Raw genomic sequence first — 19,379 nt, 5'->3', positions numbered from 1 at the left:
GGCGTCTTGCCGTGGGCGCTGCGCATGGCGTGCGTGATGGGCGTGGTGGCGCAATCGGCCGCTGCCGCCGCGCAAAGCGTGGTCTTCATCAACCCCGGCCGATCCGACGAGCGCTACTGGACCACGGTCAGCGAGGCCATGCAGGACGCGGCCAGCAGCCTGGGCATGCAGCTGCAGGTGCGCTATGCGCAGCGCGACCACCTGCGCCCCATCGAGATCGCGCGGCAGATCGCGGCCCTGCCCAAGGCGCAGCGGCCCCGCTACGTGATGTTCACCAACGACTACAGCGTGGCGCCCGAAATCCTGCGCACGCTGGAGGCGGCAGGCATAGACAGCTTCATGGCCTTCAGTGGCGTGCCCGAGACATTGCGCGGCCAGACCGGCGTGGCGCGAGAGCGCTATCGCCACTGGCTGGGCAGCCTGGAGCCGGGCGCCGAAGAGGCCGGCTACCTCACGGCCAAGGCCCTGTTCGGCGCCGCGCGGGCGTCGGGCCACGCGCGTGCGGCCGATGGCCGGCTGCACATGGTGGCCATTGCCGGCGACCGCTCCACGCCCTCGTCGGTGGAGCGCAATGCCGGCATGCGCCGCGCAGCGGCCGAGGCCGGCGACGTGGTGCTGCAGCAGGAAGTCTTTGGCGAATGGCGCCGCGAACGCGCCGAGCAGCAGGCGGCCGTGCTGTTCCAGCGCTATCCCGAAGTGCGCCTGGTGTGGGCCGGCAACGACGAGATGGCCTTTGGCGCCATGCAGGCCTGGCGCGCGCGCGGGGGAGCGCCCGGGCACGATGCCTTCTTCAGTGCCATCAATTCATCGGCCGCCGCCATGACGGCGCTGCGCACGGGCGAGCTGAGCGCGTTGGCGGGCGGCCATTTCCTCACGGGCGCCTGGGCCCTGGTCATGCTGTACGACCATGCGCACGGCAGCGATTTCGCCACCGAAGGGCTGGAGCAGGTGCGGCCCATGTTCGCCTTGCTGGACAAGTCCCAGATCGACCGCTACGAGCACAGGATCAGCGCGCCCCTGGCTCCGCTGGACTTTCGCAGCTACAGCAAGCACCTCAATCCCCGGCTGCGGCGCTACGGATTCGAGTTGAAGCACCTGCTGCGCTGAGCGCCTTCCATGCCCCGCTTCCGTTCGATCGCCTCCTTGCTGATTGTGCGCATCATGCTGCTGGCCGTGGCCTGCATGCTGGTGTTCGGCGGTGCCCACGCCTGGTGGGAGTACCGCAAGGGGCAGCAGGAGTTTCGCCGTTCCATGGAGACGGTGGTGACCAACAGCATGATCTCGCTGTCGGCCGCGCTGTGGGATATAGAGCCTGCCCTGGTGCACGAGCAGGTGCAGTGGCTGGGCCGGTTGCCCCTGGTCGGCCATGTGCAGCTGCGCGTCACCTCCACGGGCGAGATGTACGAGGCCGGCGAGGCCAGGGATGGCCAGGCTCCCGCCGTGTCCATGGCCATTGCGGCGCCCAGGCACAGCCAGTCCAGCCTGCCGCTGGGTGAGTTGCAGGTCTGGGAAAACCGGGGCCACTACCTGGAGGTGCTGCGCGACTCCACGCTGCGTGTGCTGCTGGGCTATGCGCTGTTCACGGCCCTGGTCTGCCTGATGGTGGCCTGGGTGATGCGCCGCGAACTTCGCCAGCCGCTGCAGCAGATTGCAAGCTTTGCGGCCAGCCTCAAGCCCAACGAGCTGTCGCGGCCACTGGTGCTGGAGCGGACCCGGCGCGGCCAGCACGACGAGATCGATCTGGTGGTGCAGGGCTTTGCCCAGCTGCAGCATGACCTGCGCGGCCACATCGAGCATCTGGACCTGCTGGTGGCCCAGCGCACCGGGCAACTGCAGGAGCTGGTGGAAGAGGTCAAGCGCATGTCGCTGACCGACGCGCTGACCGGCTGCCTCAACCGGCGCGCCATGGACGAGCGCCTGGCGACCGAGGTCGTCCAGAGCCGGGACCGGGGCGCGGCGCTGAGCGTGATGTTCGTGGACGTGGACCACTTCAAGCGGGTGAACGACAGGCACGGCCATGCCGCTGGCGACGCCGCGCTGCGCGAAGTGGCGCTGCGCTGCCAGCGTGCGCTGGAGCTGGATTCGTCGGCGCACTGGATGGCGCGCTACGGCGGGGAGGAGTTCCTGATCGTGATCCCAGGTGTCGCTGCTGCCCGGGCCGGGGCACTGGCCGGTCAACTGCGCGAGACCGTGCGCACCACGCCCGTGCATGTCCACGGGCTGGATCTGATGCTGACGGCCAGCTTTGGCGTGGCCCAATTGCGTGGCGGCGAGGGCGTGCAGCAACTGCTGCAGCGTGCCGATGCCATGCTCTACGAGGCTAAGCACGCCGGGCGCGACTGCGTGCGCGTGGCCGACCCGGCCTGACCGGCCTGGCCTCAGGTCGGGCTCAGAACAGTTCGATGTCGTTGCTGTTCACCTGGGGTGCCAGCAATCCCTGGGTGATCAGGTCGCCGTAGTACCAGGTCTGGTTGCGGCCATGTTCCTTGGCGTGGTAGAGCGCCTGGTCGGCATGCCCCAGAACCTCCACGGGCGCGCCCGTGCCCATGGCGGCAAATCCCGCGCTCACGGTGATGCGGCCGACCTGGGGAAACTCGTAGCTCTCCACATCGTGGCGCAGGCGCTCCAGCGCCTTGCGCGCATTGGCCAGGCTGACCGAGCGCAGCAGCACCACGAACTCCTCTCCGCCGAAGCGGAATACGCGGTCCTTGGCATCGAAGCAGCTGCGCAGGATGTTGGCCACCAGGATCAGCACCTCGTCGCCATACAGATGGCCGAAGCGGTCGTTGATGCGCTTGAAATGGTCGATGTCGATGGCGGCCAGCCACTGGCCCGGAACATCTTGCGTGGCCACGCCAGGCATGGCTGCCGGCGGCTCCTGCAGAGACAGGCGCAGGAACTGCTCGTCGAAGGTCTTGCGGTTGAGCAGGCCGGTCAGCGCGTCGCGCTCGCTGTAGTCCAGCAGGCTCTGGTAGTTGTGATAGACACCGAAGATGCCCTGGATCACATCCAGCCGGCTGGGCGAGAAGGCCGTGGACTGGGCAATCTCCAGGCAGTGGTAGGCCGTCTCCTGGCGCCACAGCGGCAGCCACAGCACATGGCGGCCATCGGGCTGCACGGCCGAGGCGACCAGGGCGCGCTGCTGCAGGGCCTGCTGCAGCGAGGGCATGGAGGACAGCTCCACGCTCTGCGGGTCGTACAGGGCCTCGGCATCGGTGGACATGACCTCATCGCCCTGGCTCCAGGTGCGCGCACGCACGCAGTGCCTGCCGTCAGGCATGGCGAACAGCTCCAGCGCCCGCACCTGCACCACGCCGTTGAGCTTGAACAAGGTGGACAGCACCGAGATTTCCAATCGCAGATGGTCCCGGTGGGCCGTCATCTCGACCAGATTCTGTAGCAATGGCTGCATGCGAGGCCTTGTCTTGGAGGAGGGCGCGACCGGCTCAGCGGCGCTCAAACACCAGATCCCATACGCCGTGGCCCAGGCGGATCCCGCGGTTCTCGAACTTGGTCAGCGGCCGGTAGTCGGGCTTGGCGGCATAGCCTTGTGCCGTGTTGGCCAGCAGGGGCTCGGCGCCCAGCACTTCCAGCATCTGCACTGCGTAGGGTTCCCAGTCGGTGGCGCAGTGGATGTAGCCACCGGGGCGCAGCCGGCGCGCCAGCTTGGCCACCAGCGGCTCCTGGATCAGGCGGCGCTTGTTGTGCTTCTTCTTGTGCCAGGGATCGGGAAAGAAGATGTGCACGCCGTCGAGGCTGGCCTCGGGCAGCATGTTGTCTATGACTTCGACGGCGTCGTGCTGCAGGATGCGGATGTTGGTGATGTCCTGCTCGCCAATGCGCTTGAGCAGGGCGCCCACGCCAGGCTCGTGCACCTCGCAGCAAAGGAAGTTGTCGTCGGGGCGCACGCGCGCAATGTGTGCCGTGGCCTCGCCCATGCCGAAGCCGATCTCCAGGATCAGCCGGCCCTGGCGGCCATAGGTGGCTGCTGCGTCCAGCGGCGCGGCCTGGTAGTTGAGCACGAAGCGCGGGCCCAGTTCCTCGAAGGCCTTGGCCTGGCCGGTCGTGGTGCGGCCGGCGCGGCGCACATAGCTTTTGATGGTCTTGGGATGGGCCACGCCCTCGGGCGGCTGGCCGGTACGCGCGGCCGCAGGCGTGGAGGGTGAAGGGCAATCATGCGGCGTGCCGGAGGCAGCGGGCATGGTGTTCGGGATGTCGCCGTCCATGGACTGCTCGGCGTGGGAGGAAGGAATTGGGTTCACGGGCTCAATTGTATGTATGGCGCCAGCTCCGTACCCAGAACTGCAGCGCTTCGCCCAATGCGGTCTGTGGAGAAGGCTGGGGCAGGCCCAGGTGGGTGGCGGCGGTGCGAAGCGTGGCCAGGGGGACGCTCAGGTCCAGGGCGGGGGCGCCGTGCTGCTTGGAAAGTTTCTCGCCGTCAGGCATGAGCACCAGCGGCGTATGCAGGTACTGCGGGGCGGGCAGGCCCAGGGCGCGCTGCAGCAGCATCTGGCGGGGCGTATTGTCGGCGAGGTCGGCGCCGCGCACCACATGGGTGACGCCCTGCAGGCCGTCATCGACGACCACGGCCAGCTGATAGGCCCACAGGCCATCGGCCCGGCGCAGCACGAAGTCGCCGACGCTGTGGGTCACGTCCTGCTGCTGTGCGCCCATGCGGCGGTCCAGCCAGTGCAGCACGGGGTGGCGGCCGGCAAAGTGGTCCAGCGCAAAGCGCCAGGCGCGGGGGCTCTTGCCATGCAGGCCGTCGCGGCAGGTGCCGGGGTAGGGGCGCTCCACATGGCGTTCATGGATCCAGCCCAGATGGTCCCAGGCGGCCTCGATGTCCTTGCGTGTGCAGCCGCAGGGATAGGCCAGGCCGCTGGCCTTGAGCTGCTCCATAGCGGCCTCGTAGAGGGCGCCGCGGCGGGATTGCCAGACCGGCTCCTCGTCGGGCAGCAGGCCGCAGGCGGCGAGCTGGCCCAGGATGGCCATGTCGGCACCGGGCTGGCAGCGCGGGGGATCTATGTCCTCGATGCGCACCAGCCAGCGCCCGCCGTGGGCCCGGGCATCCAGCCAGCTGGCCAGCGCTGCCACCAGGGAGCCTGCGTGCAGCAGGCCCGTGGGCGAGGGCGCAAAGCGGCCGACATACGGGGATGGGGCGGGTGCGGAGCCGGTCTCGGCGGATTCAGGGGCGGCGGGAATCATCGGGGCCGGATGTTAAGGCCTTGCGCCGCCCCCTGCCAGGACCTGGTGGCCTGGTTCAGTCCGCAGCCAACGCCAGGGCCATTTCCAGTCCCGAGACAAAGGCATCCTCCACGCGGCGGCCAATGCACCAGTCGCCGCACAAGCCCAGGCCCGCATCCTTGTTGCGCAAATGGCTGCGGCCCAGCGGCGACAGGGTCTGCGCATGGGGCCAGAGGTAGACGCTGGCATGGCGGGGGGGGATGCGGATGCGCGTGATCTCGCCAAAGGCCTTCTGCATCTTGGCCAGCACGCGGGGCGCGTCGTCGGAGCGGTGCTCCTGGGACCATTGGGGGCTGGCCAGCACGGTCCATCGCTCGCTCTGGGAGCGTCCCGGCTTGGACGATTCGCGCGCCACCCAGACTGCACGCTCATGGGTGGTACGGGCTGCATTCCACTGTGGGCCCAGGGTGGACAGGCCGGCCTCGGTGGCCATGGGATAGGACAGCGTCAGCGCCCAGCACGGTGCCATCTCCACGGCCGCCATGCCCTGCACCAGCGACAGGGCCAGGGGCGTGGTCTGCAGCAGCTGGCGCGCCTGGGGCGCGGGAAGGGCGAGTATCACTTCATCGAATCCCGTGCGGATCTGCGTGGTCGGCTCGGTCGTCTCCACATGCAGGCTCCAGCCGCGCGATCCGGGCTGGCGTTCGAGCTTGGTCACGCGCTGGCCCAGATGCAGGCGGTCGGCATCCCACAGCGGCGCGGCCCAGGCCAGCGGCAGGGCCTGCATGTCGGGCGTGGCCACCCAATGGGCCTCTGTGGGTGCGGGTGCGGCGCTGGACTGGCGACCCTGCGCATCCAGCACGCGCAGCGTGCTCACGCTCCAGGGGCGGCACAGGCCGGGCACGGTCTGCAGGGCCAGCTCGAAGCGCTTGTCGCGCACGGTGAAATACTGCGCGCCGATGTCGAAGGCGCCATGCGCGGCGTTGACGGAGCGCATGCGCCCGCCCACCTGGGGCAGCCGTTCGTAGACATGGACATCGTGGCCGGCCTGTATCAGCGTGCGGGCGCAGGCCAGGCCCGCCATGCCGGCACCGATCACGGCGATGCGGCGCGCGCCGGCCTTGGGGCGCGCCTTGGAGGCTTCGGGGGGCTTGGTGGCCTTTTTCTTGACCGTGGACTTGGAGGCGGCGCGGGAAGCGTTCATGGAGCAGACCTTTGCGGGCAGTGGCAGATTCCGGGAAGCATGTCCTTGCCGGCCTGCTTCGCCGCAGCGGCGGAGCAGGCCGGGACCTGTAACCACTCTACACCCGCACAGACCGCCCGGCGGCGTGCGCCAGCTCAATGTCGGTGATGATTTTCCATGAGAGCGCGGCGCGTGGCGGGGCTTTCCAGCTGCTGCAGCCACCACTGCAGCGCGCGCGGCGGGTCCTGCTGCGGCGGGCAGGACCATGCGTAGTGCATGCGCACATTGCGCGAGGGCCGGGCGACCTGGCGCGTTACCAGCAGGCCGGCTTGCACATAGACGTCGGCCATGAAATGGGGCAGGAAGCCGCAGCCTATGCCGCGCACCTGTGCCTCGATCTTGGCCTGCATGGAGTCCACGGTGAAGATGTCCTGGCCGCTGAGCAGGCCCATGCTGGCGCTGTCGCGCAGGCCTGAATCGGCCACGGCGATGATGCGGTGCTGCAGCAGCGTCGCGTCGGTGATGGGCTCGGGCGCCGTGGCCAGCGGATGGTGTGGCGCCACGGCAAAGACGAAGTCCAGCTCGCCCAGCTCGCAGGCCTGCAGGCCTGCCACGTTGCTGGAGTTGACGGCCACGCCGATGGCCAGGTCGGCGCGGCCCGAGGTCAGCGTCTCCAGCGTGCCGGTGAGGATGCCGTCGCGCAGCTTCAGCCGCGTGGGCGGCTGCATGGCGTAGAAGGCCTCGACCAGTTCCAGCATGGGCGTGCGCGCCACGGCGCCGTCCACCACGATGGTCAGGTGCGGCTCCCAGCCCGTGGCCACACGGCGCACGCGGTGGGCCACGGTGTCGATCTCATGCAGCAGCCGGGTGCCTTCGCGCAGCAGTTCCCGGCCGGCCTCGGTGGGCTGGGCGTGGCGCGAGCGGCGGTCGAACAGCAGCACGTCCAGCGCATCCTCGATCTGGCGCACGCGGTAGGTCAGGGCACTTGGCACCAGGCCCAGCTGGCGTGCGGCGGCGGCAAAGCTGCCGGCCTCGGCAATGGCCTGGAGCATGGCCAGGCTGTCGGGAGTGAGCACGTCGCGGGGGCTGGGCATGGGGCGTTATGGATTCAAAAGCTTTGAATGATGCCATCAATCCCGCTGTGCCTGGCCTGCTACAGCGGCTTCTACAGTGGAGCCACCGACGCAAGAGTTTTGAAGATCTGACCAGTTGAAAGGGACATACACATGATCGCCCTGCGCAAATCCCGCGAACGCGGCCATGCCGACCACGGCTGGCTGCGCTCGCACCACAGCTTCTCGTTTGCGGGCTATCACGATCCGCGCCACATGGGCTTTGGCAACCTGCGCGTGATCAATGAAGACCATATCGCCCCGGGCACGGGCTTTGGCGCCCATGGCCACAAGGACATGGAGATCATCAGCTACGTGCTCGAAGGCCGGCTCTCGCACAAGGACAGCATGGGCAATGAGCAGACCATCTCGCCGGGAGAGGTGCAGCGCATGAGCGCCGGCTCGGGCGTGGTGCACAGCGAGCACAACCACGCACCAGGCCAGACCACGCATTTCCTGCAGATCTGGCTGCTGCCCAGCGAGACGGGCATTGCGCCCGGCTATGCGCAGAAAGCCTTTGCCGACGAGGAAAAGCGCGGCCGCCTGCGCCTGGTGGCCTCGCCCGATGGCGCGGATGGCTCGGTCACCGTCCATGCCGATGCCCGGCTCTATGCCGGCCTGTTCGACGGCGATGAGCACGCCGAAATGGAGCTGCCCCCCGGCCGCAAAACCTATGTGCATCTGGTGCGCGGCGCGCTGAGCGTCAATGGGCAACGGCTGACAACGGGCGATGCGGCCCTTGTGGAGAATGAACCGCGACTGCGCCTGCACGACGGGGAACAGTCCGAGGTCCTGGTGTTCGATCTGCAAGCCTGAGCATTCACGAGGAGTAACCATCATGCTGAACCGTCTGAGCAACCCGCTGGCGCTGGCCGGCCGCATCCTGATCGCGCTGATGTTCGTGCCTGCGGGCTTTCAGAAAATCGGAGGCTTCGCCGGCACGGTGGGCTATGCGGCCTCGGTGGGCATGCCCATGCCGCAGATCGGCGTGGCCGTGGCCCTGGTGGTGGAGATCGTCGGCGGGCTGGCCCTGCTGCTGGGCTGGTGCACGCGCTGGGCGGCCCTGGCGCTGGCCTTCTTCACGCTGGTGGCCAGCTTCTTCTTCCATGCCTACTGGAGCGTGCCGGCTGACGCGGCCATGATGCAGCAGCTGCTGTTCTGGAAGAACATCGCCGTCACGGGCGGCCTGCTGGGCTTTGCCGCCCATGGCGCCGGTGGCTGGAGTGTGGATGCACGGCGCCATTGAGTGGCCCGCGCACTGCCGCCGGCTCCTTTATTTTTGTTAGGCTACCGGCCTGAGTGGGCCCCGCAGCAGCGCTGTGGGGCCTTTTGGCGTGGATGATCGATGAATGTGGCGCCTGCCGGCCTGGAGCCGTGGCCGGCGCCCGAGGATTTCTTGTATGGCAGATATCGTGGTGGTCTACCACTCGGGTTACGGGCACACCCAGCGCATGGCCCAGGCCGTGGCCGATGGCGCGGGTGCGCGCATGCTGGCCATAGACAGCGACGGCCAGCTGCCTGCCGGCGGCTGGGAGCTGCTGGCGGCGGCAGATGCCATCATCTTCGGCTCGCCCACCTACATGGGCGGGCCCAGCTGGCAGTTCAAGCGCTTTGCCGATGCCTCGTCCAAGCCGTGGTTCGTGCAGGCCTGGAAGGACAAGCTGTTCGCCGGCTTCACCAACAGTGCCAGCGTCAACGGCAACAAGCAGACCACGCTGGACTATCTGTTCCAGCTGGCCATGCAGCACGGCGGGCTGTGGGTGGGCAGCGGCATGCTGCCGTCCAACGCGCGCGCCGCGCAGCGCAACGACCTCAACTGGATAGGCGCCTTCAGCGGCGCCATGGCGCAATCGGCCTCGGATGCCTCGGCCGCCGAGATGCTGCCGGGCGACCTGGAGACCGCGCGCCTGTTCGGCGAGCGCGTGGCGCAGCAGGCGCTGCGGTTGAAGGCCTAAGCCTTGCCTGGCGGGCTTGTCGGCTGTATCGGCTCCAGCGGCTCTGCCGGAGCCAAGGGCGTGATGGCCAGGTCCGCACCCACGGCGCGGCGCTCGTCGAAGACGAAGCAGCCGCCGTTATAGAAGGCGCCGTCGGTCTCCTCGAAGTACTTGAGGATGCCGCCCTCGAGCTGATAGACATGGTCCAGGCCTTCGTCCTGCATGAGGATGGCGGCCTTCTCGCAGCGTATGCCGCCCGTGCAATAGCTGACCACGGTCTTGCCGGCCAGTTCGGCCTTGTGGGCACGCAGCGCGGGCGGGAATTCGGTGAACTTGGTGATGCGCCAGTCGATGGTGCCCTTGAAGGCGCCGGCATCGACCTCGAAGTCGTTGCGCGTATCCAGCGTCACCACCTCGCGGCCCTCGTCATCGTGGCCCTGCTGCAGCCAGCGGCGCAGCGTGGCGGGGCTGACAGAAGGCGCGCGACCCTCTGCCGGGCGGATGGTGGGGTGGTCCATGCGGATGATCTCGCGCTTGACCTTGACCAGCATCTTGCGGAAAGGAACGGTGTCGGACCAGCTTTCCTTGGGGGCCAGGTCGGCAAAGCGCTCATCGCTGCGCAACTGATCGACGAAGCTGTGCACCGCCTGGGCGGGGCCTGCCAGGAAGAAGTTGATGCCTTCCTCGGCCAGCAGGATGGTGCCCTTGAGCGCCAGGGCCTGGGCGCGTTCGGCCAGGGTGTCGCGCAGCGCCGCTGCGTCGGGCAGCGGCGTGAACTTGTAGCAGGAAATATTGAGGATATCGGGCACAGGAAGGCAGGCGGGGGGCGGCAAGGGCCGCAGGTTGGATCGGGTCGCCGGCGAGGGGCGGCCCGATCAGCCGCCCGACACCAGCAGGGCCTTGATTTTATTGGCCAGCTGGGCCACGGCCAGCGAAGCCGGTGCACCGGGCATGGATTGCAGCAGCAACTGGCGTCGCATCACGGCCTCGCGCACGGCCGGGTCGGAGGGAATGTCGCCCAGGTGCGTGAGCCGCAATGGCTCGCCGGAGGCCGTGCTGACAAAGCGGTTGAGCACCTGCTGGAGCTGACCCGTGATGGCGCGGCCATCGCCGGGACGCGCGGCCTGGTTGATGGCCAGGCGGATCTGCTGGCGCTTTTGCTGAATGGCAAGCACCTTGATGGCTGCATAGGCATCGGTCAGCGAGGTGGGCTCGGGCGTGGCGATGACCAGCACTTCGGTGGCCATGGACACCGAGAACAGCACCACGTCGGAGATGCCCGCGCCCGTGTCCAGCAGCACGATGTCGTAGCGAGGGGCCAGCGTCTCGATGGTGTGCGTGAACTGCTGGCGGATCTCGGGCGTGAGCCGCGAGTACTCGATCATCCCCGAGCCGGCCAGCAGCACCGAGTAGCCGCCGGGGGCGGGCAGGATGGCTTCCTCCAGCGTGGAACGGCCGGTGAACACATCGTGCAGCGTGACCTTGGGGTAGAGGTTGAGCACCACGTCCAGGTTGGCCAGGCCCAGGTCGGCATCGAGCACCAAGACCTTGAGGCCATGGCGTGTCAGCGCTGCGGCCAGGTTGGCCGAAACGAAGGTCTTGCCCACGCCGCCCTTGCCGCTGGTCACGGCGATGATGTGTCCGCGCGGCTTGGCGCGCACGGCATCGCTCATCGAAACGGCAGCGGGCAGGGAGGGGTGGGGAATGGCGTTGTCGCTTACCACCGGGCTATCAGCGGAGTCCATCTTCGGGGTCCACATCGGTTGCAATATCTGGATTCAGCCCATTGTCAAACGGGGAGGGGGCATACAAAGGTCCGAAAAGCAGGCTTTTTTCCTCCGCGCTTACCGTACTGTCTGGTTGTTCTTCAATGTGCACGCGGTTGCGGCCGGCAGACTTGGCCAGGTACAACTGTTTGTCGGCACGCTCGGTCCACAAGGTCGTGGTGCTGCGTATCCACTGCAGCGCATAGGCGCCGCCGATGCTGATGGTGATCTGCAGTGTCAACGTGGGTGAGATGACCACCGGCATGCGCTCGATGGCGCTGCGTATGCGCTCGGCCACGGACAGGCCGAACGTCGCAGGGCAGGCCGGCAGCACGATGGCGAACTCCTCGCCTCCGTAGCGGGCCAGCGTGTCCATGGGGCGCACGCAACTGGTCAGGGTTCGGGCCACCGACTGCAGAACCCGGTCGCCGACGATATGGCCGTGCTGGTCGTTGATCTGCTTGAAATGGTCGATGTCCAGCATCAGCATCAGCGCCGCTTCGCCCGAGCGCGCCACGCGGTCGATCTCGCGCTCGGCAATGGTGCGGAAATGGCGGCGGTTGGCCAGTCCCGTGAGCGGGTCGCGCAGCGACAGCGAACACAGTTCGTCGATCAGCGCCTGCAGGTATCGCGTCGGCGAATCCGTGGGCAAATGGACCGCCCCGCCAGCGTGGGTAACCAGCGCGTGGGCTGTGGCCAGGCGCAGGTCGCGCAGGTATACGGATTGGTGGGAGGCGGGGGCAGTCACAGAGGGCTGAATCAAAAGCCGGTGAAGTGTATCAGTGTGTAGGCTCAATTGTCGCCGCGCCGGCGTCGACTTTTGCACCATCGCTGGTAACAGATGTTGATCCCGGCCGAGATATGAAGGGCGGCAGGGCCAGCGCGGCGAGGAATTCCGCATCGGTGCGGTACAGCCGCAGGTGCGGCCCGCGGTGCAGGGCGCCGGCGCGCAGCAGCACCTGCTCGGCCGGCAACTTCAGGCCCACCACGTGCAGCACGCCGCTGCGCTTGGCCACCAGCAGTTGCAGGCGCACGAAGGTCTCCACGCCCGTCACGTCGATGCGGTTGATGGGCTGGGCCAGCAGGCACAGGTGGTGCGTCTCGGGGCGCAGCGCCCATTCGTCGCCGATGCGTCGCTCCAGGGCCGAGGCCGAGCCGAAGTCCAACTCGGCATCCATGCGCAGGGCCAGCAGGCCTGGCGCCAGCGGAGGCAACTGCCAGAGGTTGCGGTCGCGCAGGCTGCCATCAGGATGCTGGCCCACCTCGATGATGCGCGGGTGCAGGCGCTGGTAGAGGAAGTAGCCCAGGCTCAGCACGATGCCCGCGAACACGCCCCAGTACATGCGCGGCGCCGTGACGATGGTCAGCAGCAGCGTGGCCAGGGCAATGCTGCCCTCCACGCGCGACACCTTGAACAGCTGCAGCAGCACACGCGGCTTGACGAGGTTGACCACGGCCGTGATCACGATGGCCGCCAGCGCCGCCTTGGGCACGTGGTACAGCGCCGGGATGAACCACATCACCACGATGACCACCAGCAGGATGGAGAACACGTTGGACCATCCCGTCTTGGCGCCGGCCAGCAGGTTCACGGCCGAGCGCGAGAACGAGGCGCTGGTGGCAAAGCTGCCGAACAGGCCCGCACTGATCTTGGACAGGCCCTGGGCGACCAGGTCCTGGTTCTCGTTCCAGCGCGTGCCGGCCTGCTGGTGCTCCACCTGGGCGCTGGAGGCCGTCTCCAGAAAGCTCACCAGCGAGATCACCAGCACCGGCATCACCAGGGCGCCGAACTCGTCCCAGCTCAGCAGCCCCGGCAGCTGGAAGCTGGGCAGGCCCGCGGGCAGATGGCCGACCACGGCGCCGCCGTCGTCGGCAAAGTCCGTGGCCCAACTGATCACGCCGGTCAGCGCAATGATGAAGATGGCCGAGGGAAAGGCCGCACGCCAGCGCTTGGCGAGCACGAGCAAGGCAATGCTGGCCATGCCGTAGACGATGGACTGCCAGTCGAAAAGCTGCAGCGACGGCGTGTTCCAGACGGCACCCCAGGTCGAGCGCAGGCCCAGCAGCGTGGGCAGCTGCGAGGCCAGGATCAGCAGCGCCGCAGCCTGCGTGAAGCCGGTGAGCACGGGCGAGGTCACCAGGTTGAGCAGCCAGCCGGCGCGCATCAGCCCCAGCGACCACTGCACCAGGCCCGACAGAATCGCCATCCATGCGGCCAGCGCCACCCAGTGCGCGGAGCCTGGCTCGGCCAAGCCTGTGAGCGAGGCGCCGATCAGCAGCGCGCTCAGGGCCGTGGGTCCCACGCCCAGACGGGGCGAGCCGCTGAACAGCACGGCCACCAGGGCTGGAACGATGGATGCGTAAATGCCCGTGATCAGCGGCATGCCCGCAAGGGCAGCATAGGCCACGCCCTGGGGCAGAAGCATCAGACCAACGGTGAGACCTGCCCAGAACTCCCCGCGCAGCACGGCTGCCGAAGGTTTGGGCCATGCCAGGAAGGGAAACCAGCGCGCCAGGGAATGCATGGCCGCTATTGTCATGCTAACTGGATGGTGCCGGGATGTTCGGGCTTGTCCTACAGGCGCTTGCGTCGGCGTCGTATGGGTTTGTCCCAGGGCCCTCAATAAAGTCGAGGCCTGTGTTGACCGCCTCACAACTATTCAAGGAGTAACCGCATGACTTTCATCACCCAACGCTGCTGCCAGATCCTCGCCGTGTCTGCCCTGGCCTTCGGCCTTGCCGCCTGCGGCAAGACCGAAGACACTGCGGGCCAGAAGCTCGACTCTGCGGTTCAGCAGTCCCAGCAGGCCGCGCAAAGCGCCGGCCAGAAGATCGACAACGCCATGAGCAGCGCCGGCACCAAGATCGAGGAAGGTGCTGCCAAGGCCGAAGCGGCCACCAACAACGCCATGAGCCAGGCAGGCGCCGCACTCGACGACGCCGGCATCACCGCCCAGATCAAGGCCGACCTGATCAAGGAGCCCGATATCTCCGCCCTCAAGATCGACGTGGACACCAAGGCAGGCGCCGTGACGCTGACCGGCTCGGTCCCCAGCGAAGCACTCAAGATGCGCGCAGGCGACATTGCCAAATCCGTCAAGGGCGTGAACAACGTCAGCAACATGCTGGAGATCAAGGCCAGCTGATCGCAGCCACCGGCTCCGTTGCCCTTGTGAAAACCAGGCGGATTCCCCGCCTGGTTTTTTTATGCCTGAACGCTGCAGCCCAGCGCATAAGATGCGCTGCATGAGCACACCCGACCTGCAGATCAGCACCCATCTCATCCATCATCCCTACCAGCCGCCAGAGGGCTTTGTTGCGCCGCAGCCGCCCGTGCACAAGGCCTCGACGGTGATCTTCGAGAATGTGGCGGCCATGCGCCGCCGCCAGTGGTTGGACAAGAGCAGCTACACCTACGGCCTGCACGGCACGCCCACCACGTTCTTGCTGGAAGAGCGCCTGAGCGCGCTGGAAGGCGGCCTGCAATGCCTGCTGGTGCCCAGCGGCCTGGCGGCCATCGCCACCACCTCCCTGGCCCTGCTGCGCACCGGCGACGAGATGCTGCTGCCCGACAACGCCTACGGTCCCAACAAGACCCTGAGCGAGGGCGAGCTGGCCCATTTCGGTGTGCGCCACCAGTGCTACGACGCCATGGATGTTGCCGACCTCGAAGCCAAAATCACGTCCAAGACGCGTTTGGTCTGGCTGGAGGCGCCGGGCTCGGTGACCATGGAGTTCCCCGACCTCATCGCCATGGTGCGCCTGTGCCGCGCGCGCGGCATCACCACCGTGCTGGACAACACCTGGGGCGCGGGCCTGGCCTTCAATCCCTTCGACCTGCTGGGCGACGGCTCGCACAGCCTGGGCGTGGACGCCACCGTCCATGCGCTCACCAAGTACCCCAGCGGCGGCGGCGATGTGCTCATGGGCAGCATCATCACGCGCGACCAGGCGCTGCACATGCGCATCAAGCTGGCCCATATGCGCCTGGGCCTGGGCGTGGGCGGCAACGACACCGAGGCCGTGCTGCGATCGCTGCCCAGCATCGCACTGCGCTACCACGCACAGGACCGCGCCGCGCGCGAGCTGGCGCGCTGGCTGCAGCAGCAGCCGGCCGTGGCCCAGGTGCTGCACCCGGCGCTGGAAGGCGCTCCGGGCCACGAGAACTGGAAGGCGCTGTGTGGCGCAGCCGCAGGCGGCGAGGGCGTGGCCGCCGGCCTGTTCAGCGTGGTCATCGATCCGCGCCACGGCCAGCAGGCCGTGGACCGCTTCTGCGACAGCCTGCGCCTGTTCAAGATCGGCTACAGCTGGGGCGGTCCCATCAGCCTGGTCGTGCCCTATGAGCTGTCGTCCATGCGCAGCTGCCCCACGCCCCAGCTGCGCAGCGGCACCGTGGTGCGCTTTGCCATCGGCCTGGAAGCGGTGCAGGACCTGCGTGCCGACCTGGAGCAGGCCCTGGCCGCCGCGTTTGCATAGTTGAGCGCCAGGCGCAGGTGACATCTGCCTGTCACCTGCGCCGCCGATGCTCGCTGGCTTCATACCACCCCACGGAGGCCTTCGGGCCCCGGTCCAGCATGAAGCACAAAGAGAGCATCACCAACATCCTGCAGCAGGCGAAAGCCGGCTCCCGCGAATCCGGCCTCGTGGCCAGCCGCCGCCATTTCGTGCGCGGCATGGGCGCCTCGGCCCTGGCGCTGCCACTGGCCGGCTGCGGCGGGTCGGATGGCGACAGCCGCATTCCCGTCGAGTTCCGCCACGGCGTGGCCAGCGGCGACCCGTTGAGTGACCGCGTCATCCTCTGGACCCGCGTGACGCCGCCGCAGGGCCATTCCAGCGACATCGAGGTGGAGTGGGAAGTGGCATCGGACGCCGACTTCAAGACCCTCGTGACTTCGGGCAAGGCCATGGCGCGCGCCACCCAGGATTTCACCTTCAAGGCCGATGCCACGGGCCTCAGGCCCGCCACGCGCTACCACTACCGCTTTCGCTGCCAGGGCATGACCAGCGCCACGGGCCGCACGCGAACCCTGCCCGTGGGCGCCGTGCAGCAGGTCAAGCTGGCCGTGTTTTCCTGCGCCAACTACCCGGCCGGCTACTTCAATGTCTACGCGCATGCGGCGCGCCAGGGCGACCTGGACGCCACCGTGCATCTGGGCGACTACATCTACGAATATGCGCGCGGCGGCTATGCCAACGGCAAGGCCGAAGCCATGCAGCGCCAGAGCCTGCCGGCCAACGAAATCGTCAGCCTGGCCGACTACCGCCAGCGCCATGCCCAGTACAAGAGCGATGCCGACCTGCAGGCCCTGCATGCGGCAGCGCCCATGATTGCGGTCTGGGACGACCACGAAGTCTCCAATGACACCTGGATGCACGGCGCCGAGAACCACCAGCCGGCCACCGAAGGCGACTTCGAGCTGCGCAAGGTGGCCGCGCTCAAGGCCTATCACGAGTGGATGCCCACGCGCAACGCACAGCCCGAGATCATCTACCGCAGCTTCGCCTTCGGCGACCTGCTGGCGCTGCACATGCTGGACACGCGCGTCATCGGCCGTGACGAACAGCTGGACTACGCCGACTATTTCACGGCACAGGGGCTGGACGCGGCGCGCTTTTCCTCCGACATGGCCAATCCCGCACGCCAGCTCATGGGCGCCACGCAGACCCAGTGGCTTGGCCAGCAGATGGCGGCCTCGCAGGCCACCTGGCAGGTGCTGGGCCAGCAGGTGCTGATGGGGCGCATGGAGCTGCCGGCGCCCTTGCTGATGGACATCCTCAGCCCCGGCAGCGGTGTCTCGCTGCCGGCCTACGCGGCGCTGCTGGCCAAGGCCCAGGCCAACCCGGCCAGCCTGACGGCGGCGGAAAAGGCCATCCTGGCCCAGCCCAGCATTCCCTACAACCTCGATGCCTGGGACGGCTACGCCGTGGCTCGCGAGACCGTGCTGGCCACGGCGCGCAGCCTGGGCAAGAACCTGGTCGTGCTGGCCGGTGACACCCACAACGCCTGGGCCAGCGAGCTGCGCGACCGCAGCGGGCAGGGCGTGGGCGTGGAGTTCGCCACCTCGTCCGTCAGCTCGCCCGGCTTCGAGGACTACCTGCCCGGCCAGGATCCGGCCCAGTTGCGTGGCGCGCTGCTGCAGTTCATCAACACGCTCAAGTACTGCGATACCTCCCGCCGCGGCTACATGATCGTCACGGCAACCCCCCAGGCCTGCCAGGCCGAATGGATCTATGTGGATACGGTGTTCAGCCGCCAGTACCAGACCGTGCGGGACGCGGCCTGGAAGGTGCTGCCCGGCCAGCCGGGCAAGCTGGTGCAGGCCTGAGGGCGGACCGGGGTGCGGGCCTGCGCGGTCTGGGCGGGGGCCCTCGGTAGTTTCCGCCATGGCAGCGCGGCCATGGCTGCGCTAACTTGGGGCTCGCTGATCCAGGAGGTCCAGGCATGCAGGCATCCCCCGCTCCCGAGAAAGCTTCCGACCACCCGGCTGGCGCGCTGCAGGTGCAACCGCTGCGCATGGCCGATCCCTGGCGCTGGCTGGCGCTGGGCTGGCGCGATCTGCAGCGGGCGCCGGGCGTTGCGCTGTTCTATGGCCTGTGCTTCTGGGCCATGGCCCTGCTCATCGGCTGGGTGTTCCGTGCCAGCCCTGAATACAGCATGGCCATGGCCAGCGGCTGTCTGCTCATCGGCCCCTTCCTGGCCATGGGCCTGTACGACACCAGCCGCAGGCTGGAGCGGGGATTGCCGCCCCAACTGAGCAGCTCGCTGACCTGCTGGGACACGCAAATGGGCAGCATGGGCATGCTGGTCATGGTGCTGCTGGTGCTGGAAATGCTCTGGGCGCGCGCCTCCATGGTGGTGTTTGCCGTGTTCTTCGATACCGGCATGCCCACCACGGCCGGCATGCTGCAGGCCGTGGCACGGCCGGAGAATTGGGAGTTCCTGGCGATCTACATGCTGGTCGGCGGCGCCTTCGCGGCCCTGGTGTTCGCCAGCATGGTGGTGGCGCTGCCGGCCATGCTGGACCGGGGCAGCGATGCGCTGACGGCCTGCATCACCAGCATGCGCGTGGTCGGCCTCAACCTGGCCGTCATGCTGCAATGGGCCGCGATCATCACCGTGCTGGTGGCTGCTGCGCTGTGGTGGCACGGCGTGGGCCTGCTGCTGGTGGGGCCTTTGCTGGGCTGCGCCAGTTGGCATGCTTACCGCTGCAGCGTGGGTGAATCTGCCGACCCTGCGTCCCCCCTATCCTGAGGTTTTACGGCCGGGCCCCGTCTTGCGGCTACAGTGGGGCTTGCAACAACAGAGGAGTCCACCTGTGGCGACACCCAACTACGCCTATGAAAAACGCCAGCGCGAACTGGCCAAGAAGCAGAAGAAGCTTGAAAAGGAGAAGGCCAAGGCCGAAAGAAAACCCGACGACCATGAGGGCGGCGGTATGGCGGGTGAAGACCAGGCATCCCCCGCAGCGGCGCATTCCGGCGAGGAAGGCCGCAGCAGCTGACAGCCTGGCTGCCCTGTGCTTAGGGCAGCAGTTTGCTGAGCTGTGGCCAGACGTTGTCCAGCATGCGCGGCTGGGCCTTGGCCGTGGGGTGGATGCGGTCAGCCTGGAACCACTGGGCCGAGTCGGCCGCATCGCCTATACCGGCCAGCAGGAAGGGCACGAGCGGTACCTTCTGCTCCTGCGCCACCTTGGAGAACAACTGCTCGAACTGGCGCGTATAGCCGCTGCCGTAGTTGGGAGGCACCTGCATGCCCACCAGCAGCACCTTGGCCCCTGCATCACGGGCCGCGCGTACCATGGCGTCCAGATTGCCCTGCGTGCTTTGCAGCGGCAAGCCGCGCAGCGCATCGTTGCCTCCCAATTCGATCACCACCACCGACGGCTTGTGCTGCTTGAGCAGGGCCGGCAGGCGCGAGCGGCCGCCCGAGGTGGTCTCGCCGCTCACGCTGGCGTTGACCAGCGGCACATTTTTCTGGCTCTCCTGCAGGCGCTTTTGCAGCAGCGCCACCCAGCCCGTTCCGCGGGCCAGACCGTACTCGGCACTCAGCGAATCGCCCAGTACCAGCAACGGGCCGGCGTCTGCAGCCCGGGCGGGCATGGCCGTCCAAGTACCCAGCAGACCGAAGGCCAAGCCGGCCGAGATAAAGTGGCGGCGTCGGCGCATTGCGCGCAGCTTGTCTTGCATCGTCTTCCCATCC

At 67.8% G+C, this 19,379-nt stretch carries 20 protein-coding genes; 10 read left to right on the top strand and 10 right to left on the bottom strand.

Annotated elements, in window-relative coordinates:
• Positions 1 to 24: 24 nt before the first annotated feature.
• Complete coding sequence (locus ACF8NF_RS10585) at positions 25 to 1,107, top strand: ABC transporter substrate-binding protein (protein WP_392450559.1); 1,083 nt, start codon at positions 25 to 27, stop codon at positions 1,105 to 1,107.
• Between the two features lie 9 nt (positions 1,108 to 1,116).
• Positions 1,117 to 2,367, top strand: coding sequence for a GGDEF domain-containing protein (locus ACF8NF_RS10580; RefSeq protein ID WP_392450558.1), 1,251 nt, complete (start codon positions 1,117 to 1,119; stop codon positions 2,365 to 2,367).
• Between the two features lie 22 nt (positions 2,368 to 2,389).
• On the opposite strand, the gene ACF8NF_RS10575 is transcribed toward ACF8NF_RS10580, so the two are convergent.
• From ACF8NF_RS10575 to ACF8NF_RS10555, 5 genes are all read right to left on the bottom strand, one after another.
• The gene (locus ACF8NF_RS10575) at positions 2,390 to 3,412 is read right to left on the bottom strand and encodes a GGDEF domain-containing protein (protein WP_016447176.1); all 1,023 of its coding nucleotides are present in this window, start codon (positions 3,410 to 3,412) and stop codon (positions 2,390 to 2,392) included.
• Between the two features lie 34 nt (positions 3,413 to 3,446).
• Positions 3,447 to 4,202 carry a tRNA (guanosine(46)-N7)-methyltransferase TrmB gene (gene trmB, locus ACF8NF_RS10570; protein ID WP_197065211.1) on the bottom strand — a complete coding sequence of 252 codons (756 nt, stop codon included), beginning with the start codon at positions 4,200 to 4,202 and terminating at the stop codon, positions 3,447 to 3,449.
• Between the two features lie 64 nt (positions 4,203 to 4,266).
• A complete protein-coding gene (gluQRS, locus tag ACF8NF_RS10565; RefSeq protein WP_392450557.1) occupies positions 4,267 to 5,205 on the bottom strand; it encodes a tRNA glutamyl-Q(34) synthetase GluQRS in 939 nt (312 codons plus the stop codon).
• A 55-nt stretch (positions 5,206 to 5,260) separates the two neighbouring features.
• Positions 5,261 to 6,388 (bottom strand): NAD(P)/FAD-dependent oxidoreductase, encoded by a 1,128-nt coding sequence (locus ACF8NF_RS10560; RefSeq protein WP_392450556.1) that lies wholly within the window; start codon positions 6,386 to 6,388, stop codon positions 5,261 to 5,263.
• Positions 6,389 to 6,522: 134 nt separating this feature from the next.
• A complete protein-coding gene (locus ACF8NF_RS10555) occupies positions 6,523 to 7,461 on the bottom strand; it encodes a LysR family transcriptional regulator (protein WP_016447172.1) in 939 nt (312 codons plus the stop codon).
• Positions 7,462 to 7,593: 132 nt separating this feature from the next.
• Between ACF8NF_RS10555 and ACF8NF_RS10550 the strand changes: the two genes are divergently transcribed.
• The 3 genes from ACF8NF_RS10550 to ACF8NF_RS10540 all read left to right on the top strand — a co-directional run bounded on the left by ACF8NF_RS10550 (position 7,594) and on the right by ACF8NF_RS10540 (position 9,434).
• On the top strand, positions 7,594 to 8,295 hold the full coding sequence (locus ACF8NF_RS10550; RefSeq protein WP_016451660.1) for a pirin family protein: 702 nt from the start codon (positions 7,594 to 7,596) through the stop codon (positions 8,293 to 8,295).
• Positions 8,296 to 8,317: 22 nt separating this feature from the next.
• Positions 8,318 to 8,725, top strand: a complete 408-nt coding sequence (locus ACF8NF_RS10545) for a DoxX family protein (protein ID WP_016447170.1) — start codon at positions 8,318 to 8,320, stop codon at positions 8,723 to 8,725.
• Between the two features lie 154 nt (positions 8,726 to 8,879).
• A complete protein-coding gene (locus ACF8NF_RS10540) occupies positions 8,880 to 9,434 on the top strand; it encodes a flavodoxin family protein (protein ID WP_074921314.1) in 555 nt (184 codons plus the stop codon).
• Here the strand turns inward: ACF8NF_RS10540 and ACF8NF_RS10535 are convergent.
• From ACF8NF_RS10535 to ACF8NF_RS10520, 4 genes are all read right to left on the bottom strand, one after another.
• On the bottom strand, positions 9,431 to 10,222 hold the full coding sequence (locus ACF8NF_RS10535; RefSeq protein WP_392450555.1) for a sulfurtransferase: 792 nt from the start codon (positions 10,220 to 10,222) through the stop codon (positions 9,431 to 9,433). The genes ACF8NF_RS10540 and ACF8NF_RS10535 overlap by 4 nt on opposite strands.
• A gap of 66 nt (positions 10,223 to 10,288) precedes the next feature.
• Complete coding sequence (locus ACF8NF_RS10530; protein WP_016447162.1) at positions 10,289 to 11,158, bottom strand: MinD/ParA family protein; 870 nt, start codon at positions 11,156 to 11,158, stop codon at positions 10,289 to 10,291.
• Positions 11,145 to 11,927: a GGDEF domain-containing protein gene (locus tag ACF8NF_RS10525; RefSeq protein ID WP_017403908.1), complete on the bottom strand. Its 783-nt coding sequence runs from the start codon at positions 11,925 to 11,927 to the stop codon at positions 11,145 to 11,147. Before ACF8NF_RS10525 ends, ACF8NF_RS10530 begins: the two co-directional genes overlap by 14 nt.
• Positions 11,928 to 11,958: 31 nt before the next feature.
• Positions 11,959 to 13,704, bottom strand: a complete 1,746-nt coding sequence (locus tag ACF8NF_RS10520; RefSeq protein ID WP_016447160.1) for a SulP family inorganic anion transporter — start codon at positions 13,702 to 13,704, stop codon at positions 11,959 to 11,961.
• Positions 13,705 to 13,854: 150 nt separating this feature from the next.
• Between ACF8NF_RS10520 and ACF8NF_RS10515 the strand changes: the two genes are divergently transcribed.
• The 5 genes from ACF8NF_RS10515 (at position 13,855) to ACF8NF_RS10495 (ending at position 18,681) form a co-directional block, all read left to right on the top strand.
• Complete coding sequence (locus ACF8NF_RS10515) at positions 13,855 to 14,325, top strand: BON domain-containing protein (RefSeq protein ID WP_016447159.1); 471 nt, start codon at positions 13,855 to 13,857, stop codon at positions 14,323 to 14,325.
• Between the two features lie 100 nt (positions 14,326 to 14,425).
• On the top strand, positions 14,426 to 15,655 hold the full coding sequence (locus ACF8NF_RS10510; RefSeq protein ID WP_279495240.1) for a PLP-dependent transferase: 1,230 nt from the start codon (positions 14,426 to 14,428) through the stop codon (positions 15,653 to 15,655).
• Between the two features lie 98 nt (positions 15,656 to 15,753).
• Complete coding sequence (locus tag ACF8NF_RS10505) at positions 15,754 to 17,505, top strand: alkaline phosphatase (protein ID WP_047327362.1); 1,752 nt, start codon at positions 15,754 to 15,756, stop codon at positions 17,503 to 17,505.
• Positions 17,506 to 17,621: 116 nt separating this feature from the next.
• Positions 17,622 to 18,431, top strand: coding sequence for a DUF2189 domain-containing protein (locus tag ACF8NF_RS10500; protein ID WP_310042734.1), 810 nt, complete (start codon positions 17,622 to 17,624; stop codon positions 18,429 to 18,431).
• A gap of 64 nt (positions 18,432 to 18,495) precedes the next feature.
• The gene (locus ACF8NF_RS10495; protein ID WP_016447155.1) at positions 18,496 to 18,681 is read left to right on the top strand and encodes a hypothetical protein; all 186 of its coding nucleotides are present in this window, start codon (positions 18,496 to 18,498) and stop codon (positions 18,679 to 18,681) included.
• Between the two features lie 19 nt (positions 18,682 to 18,700).
• Here ACF8NF_RS10495 and ACF8NF_RS10490 read toward each other — a convergent pair whose 3' ends face one another.
• Positions 18,701 to 19,366 carry an arylesterase gene (locus ACF8NF_RS10490; RefSeq protein ID WP_016447154.1) on the bottom strand — a complete coding sequence of 222 codons (666 nt, stop codon included), beginning with the start codon at positions 19,364 to 19,366 and terminating at the stop codon, positions 18,701 to 18,703.
• Between the last annotated feature and the right edge of the window lie 13 nt (positions 19,367 to 19,379).

This window comes from Delftia sp. WSY_22, from assembly GCF_043104185.1.
Taxonomy (GTDB): Bacteria; Pseudomonadota; Gammaproteobacteria; order Burkholderiales; family Burkholderiaceae_C; genus Comamonas; species Comamonas tsuruhatensis.
This window is presented reverse-complemented; position numbering and strand designations above follow the sequence as displayed.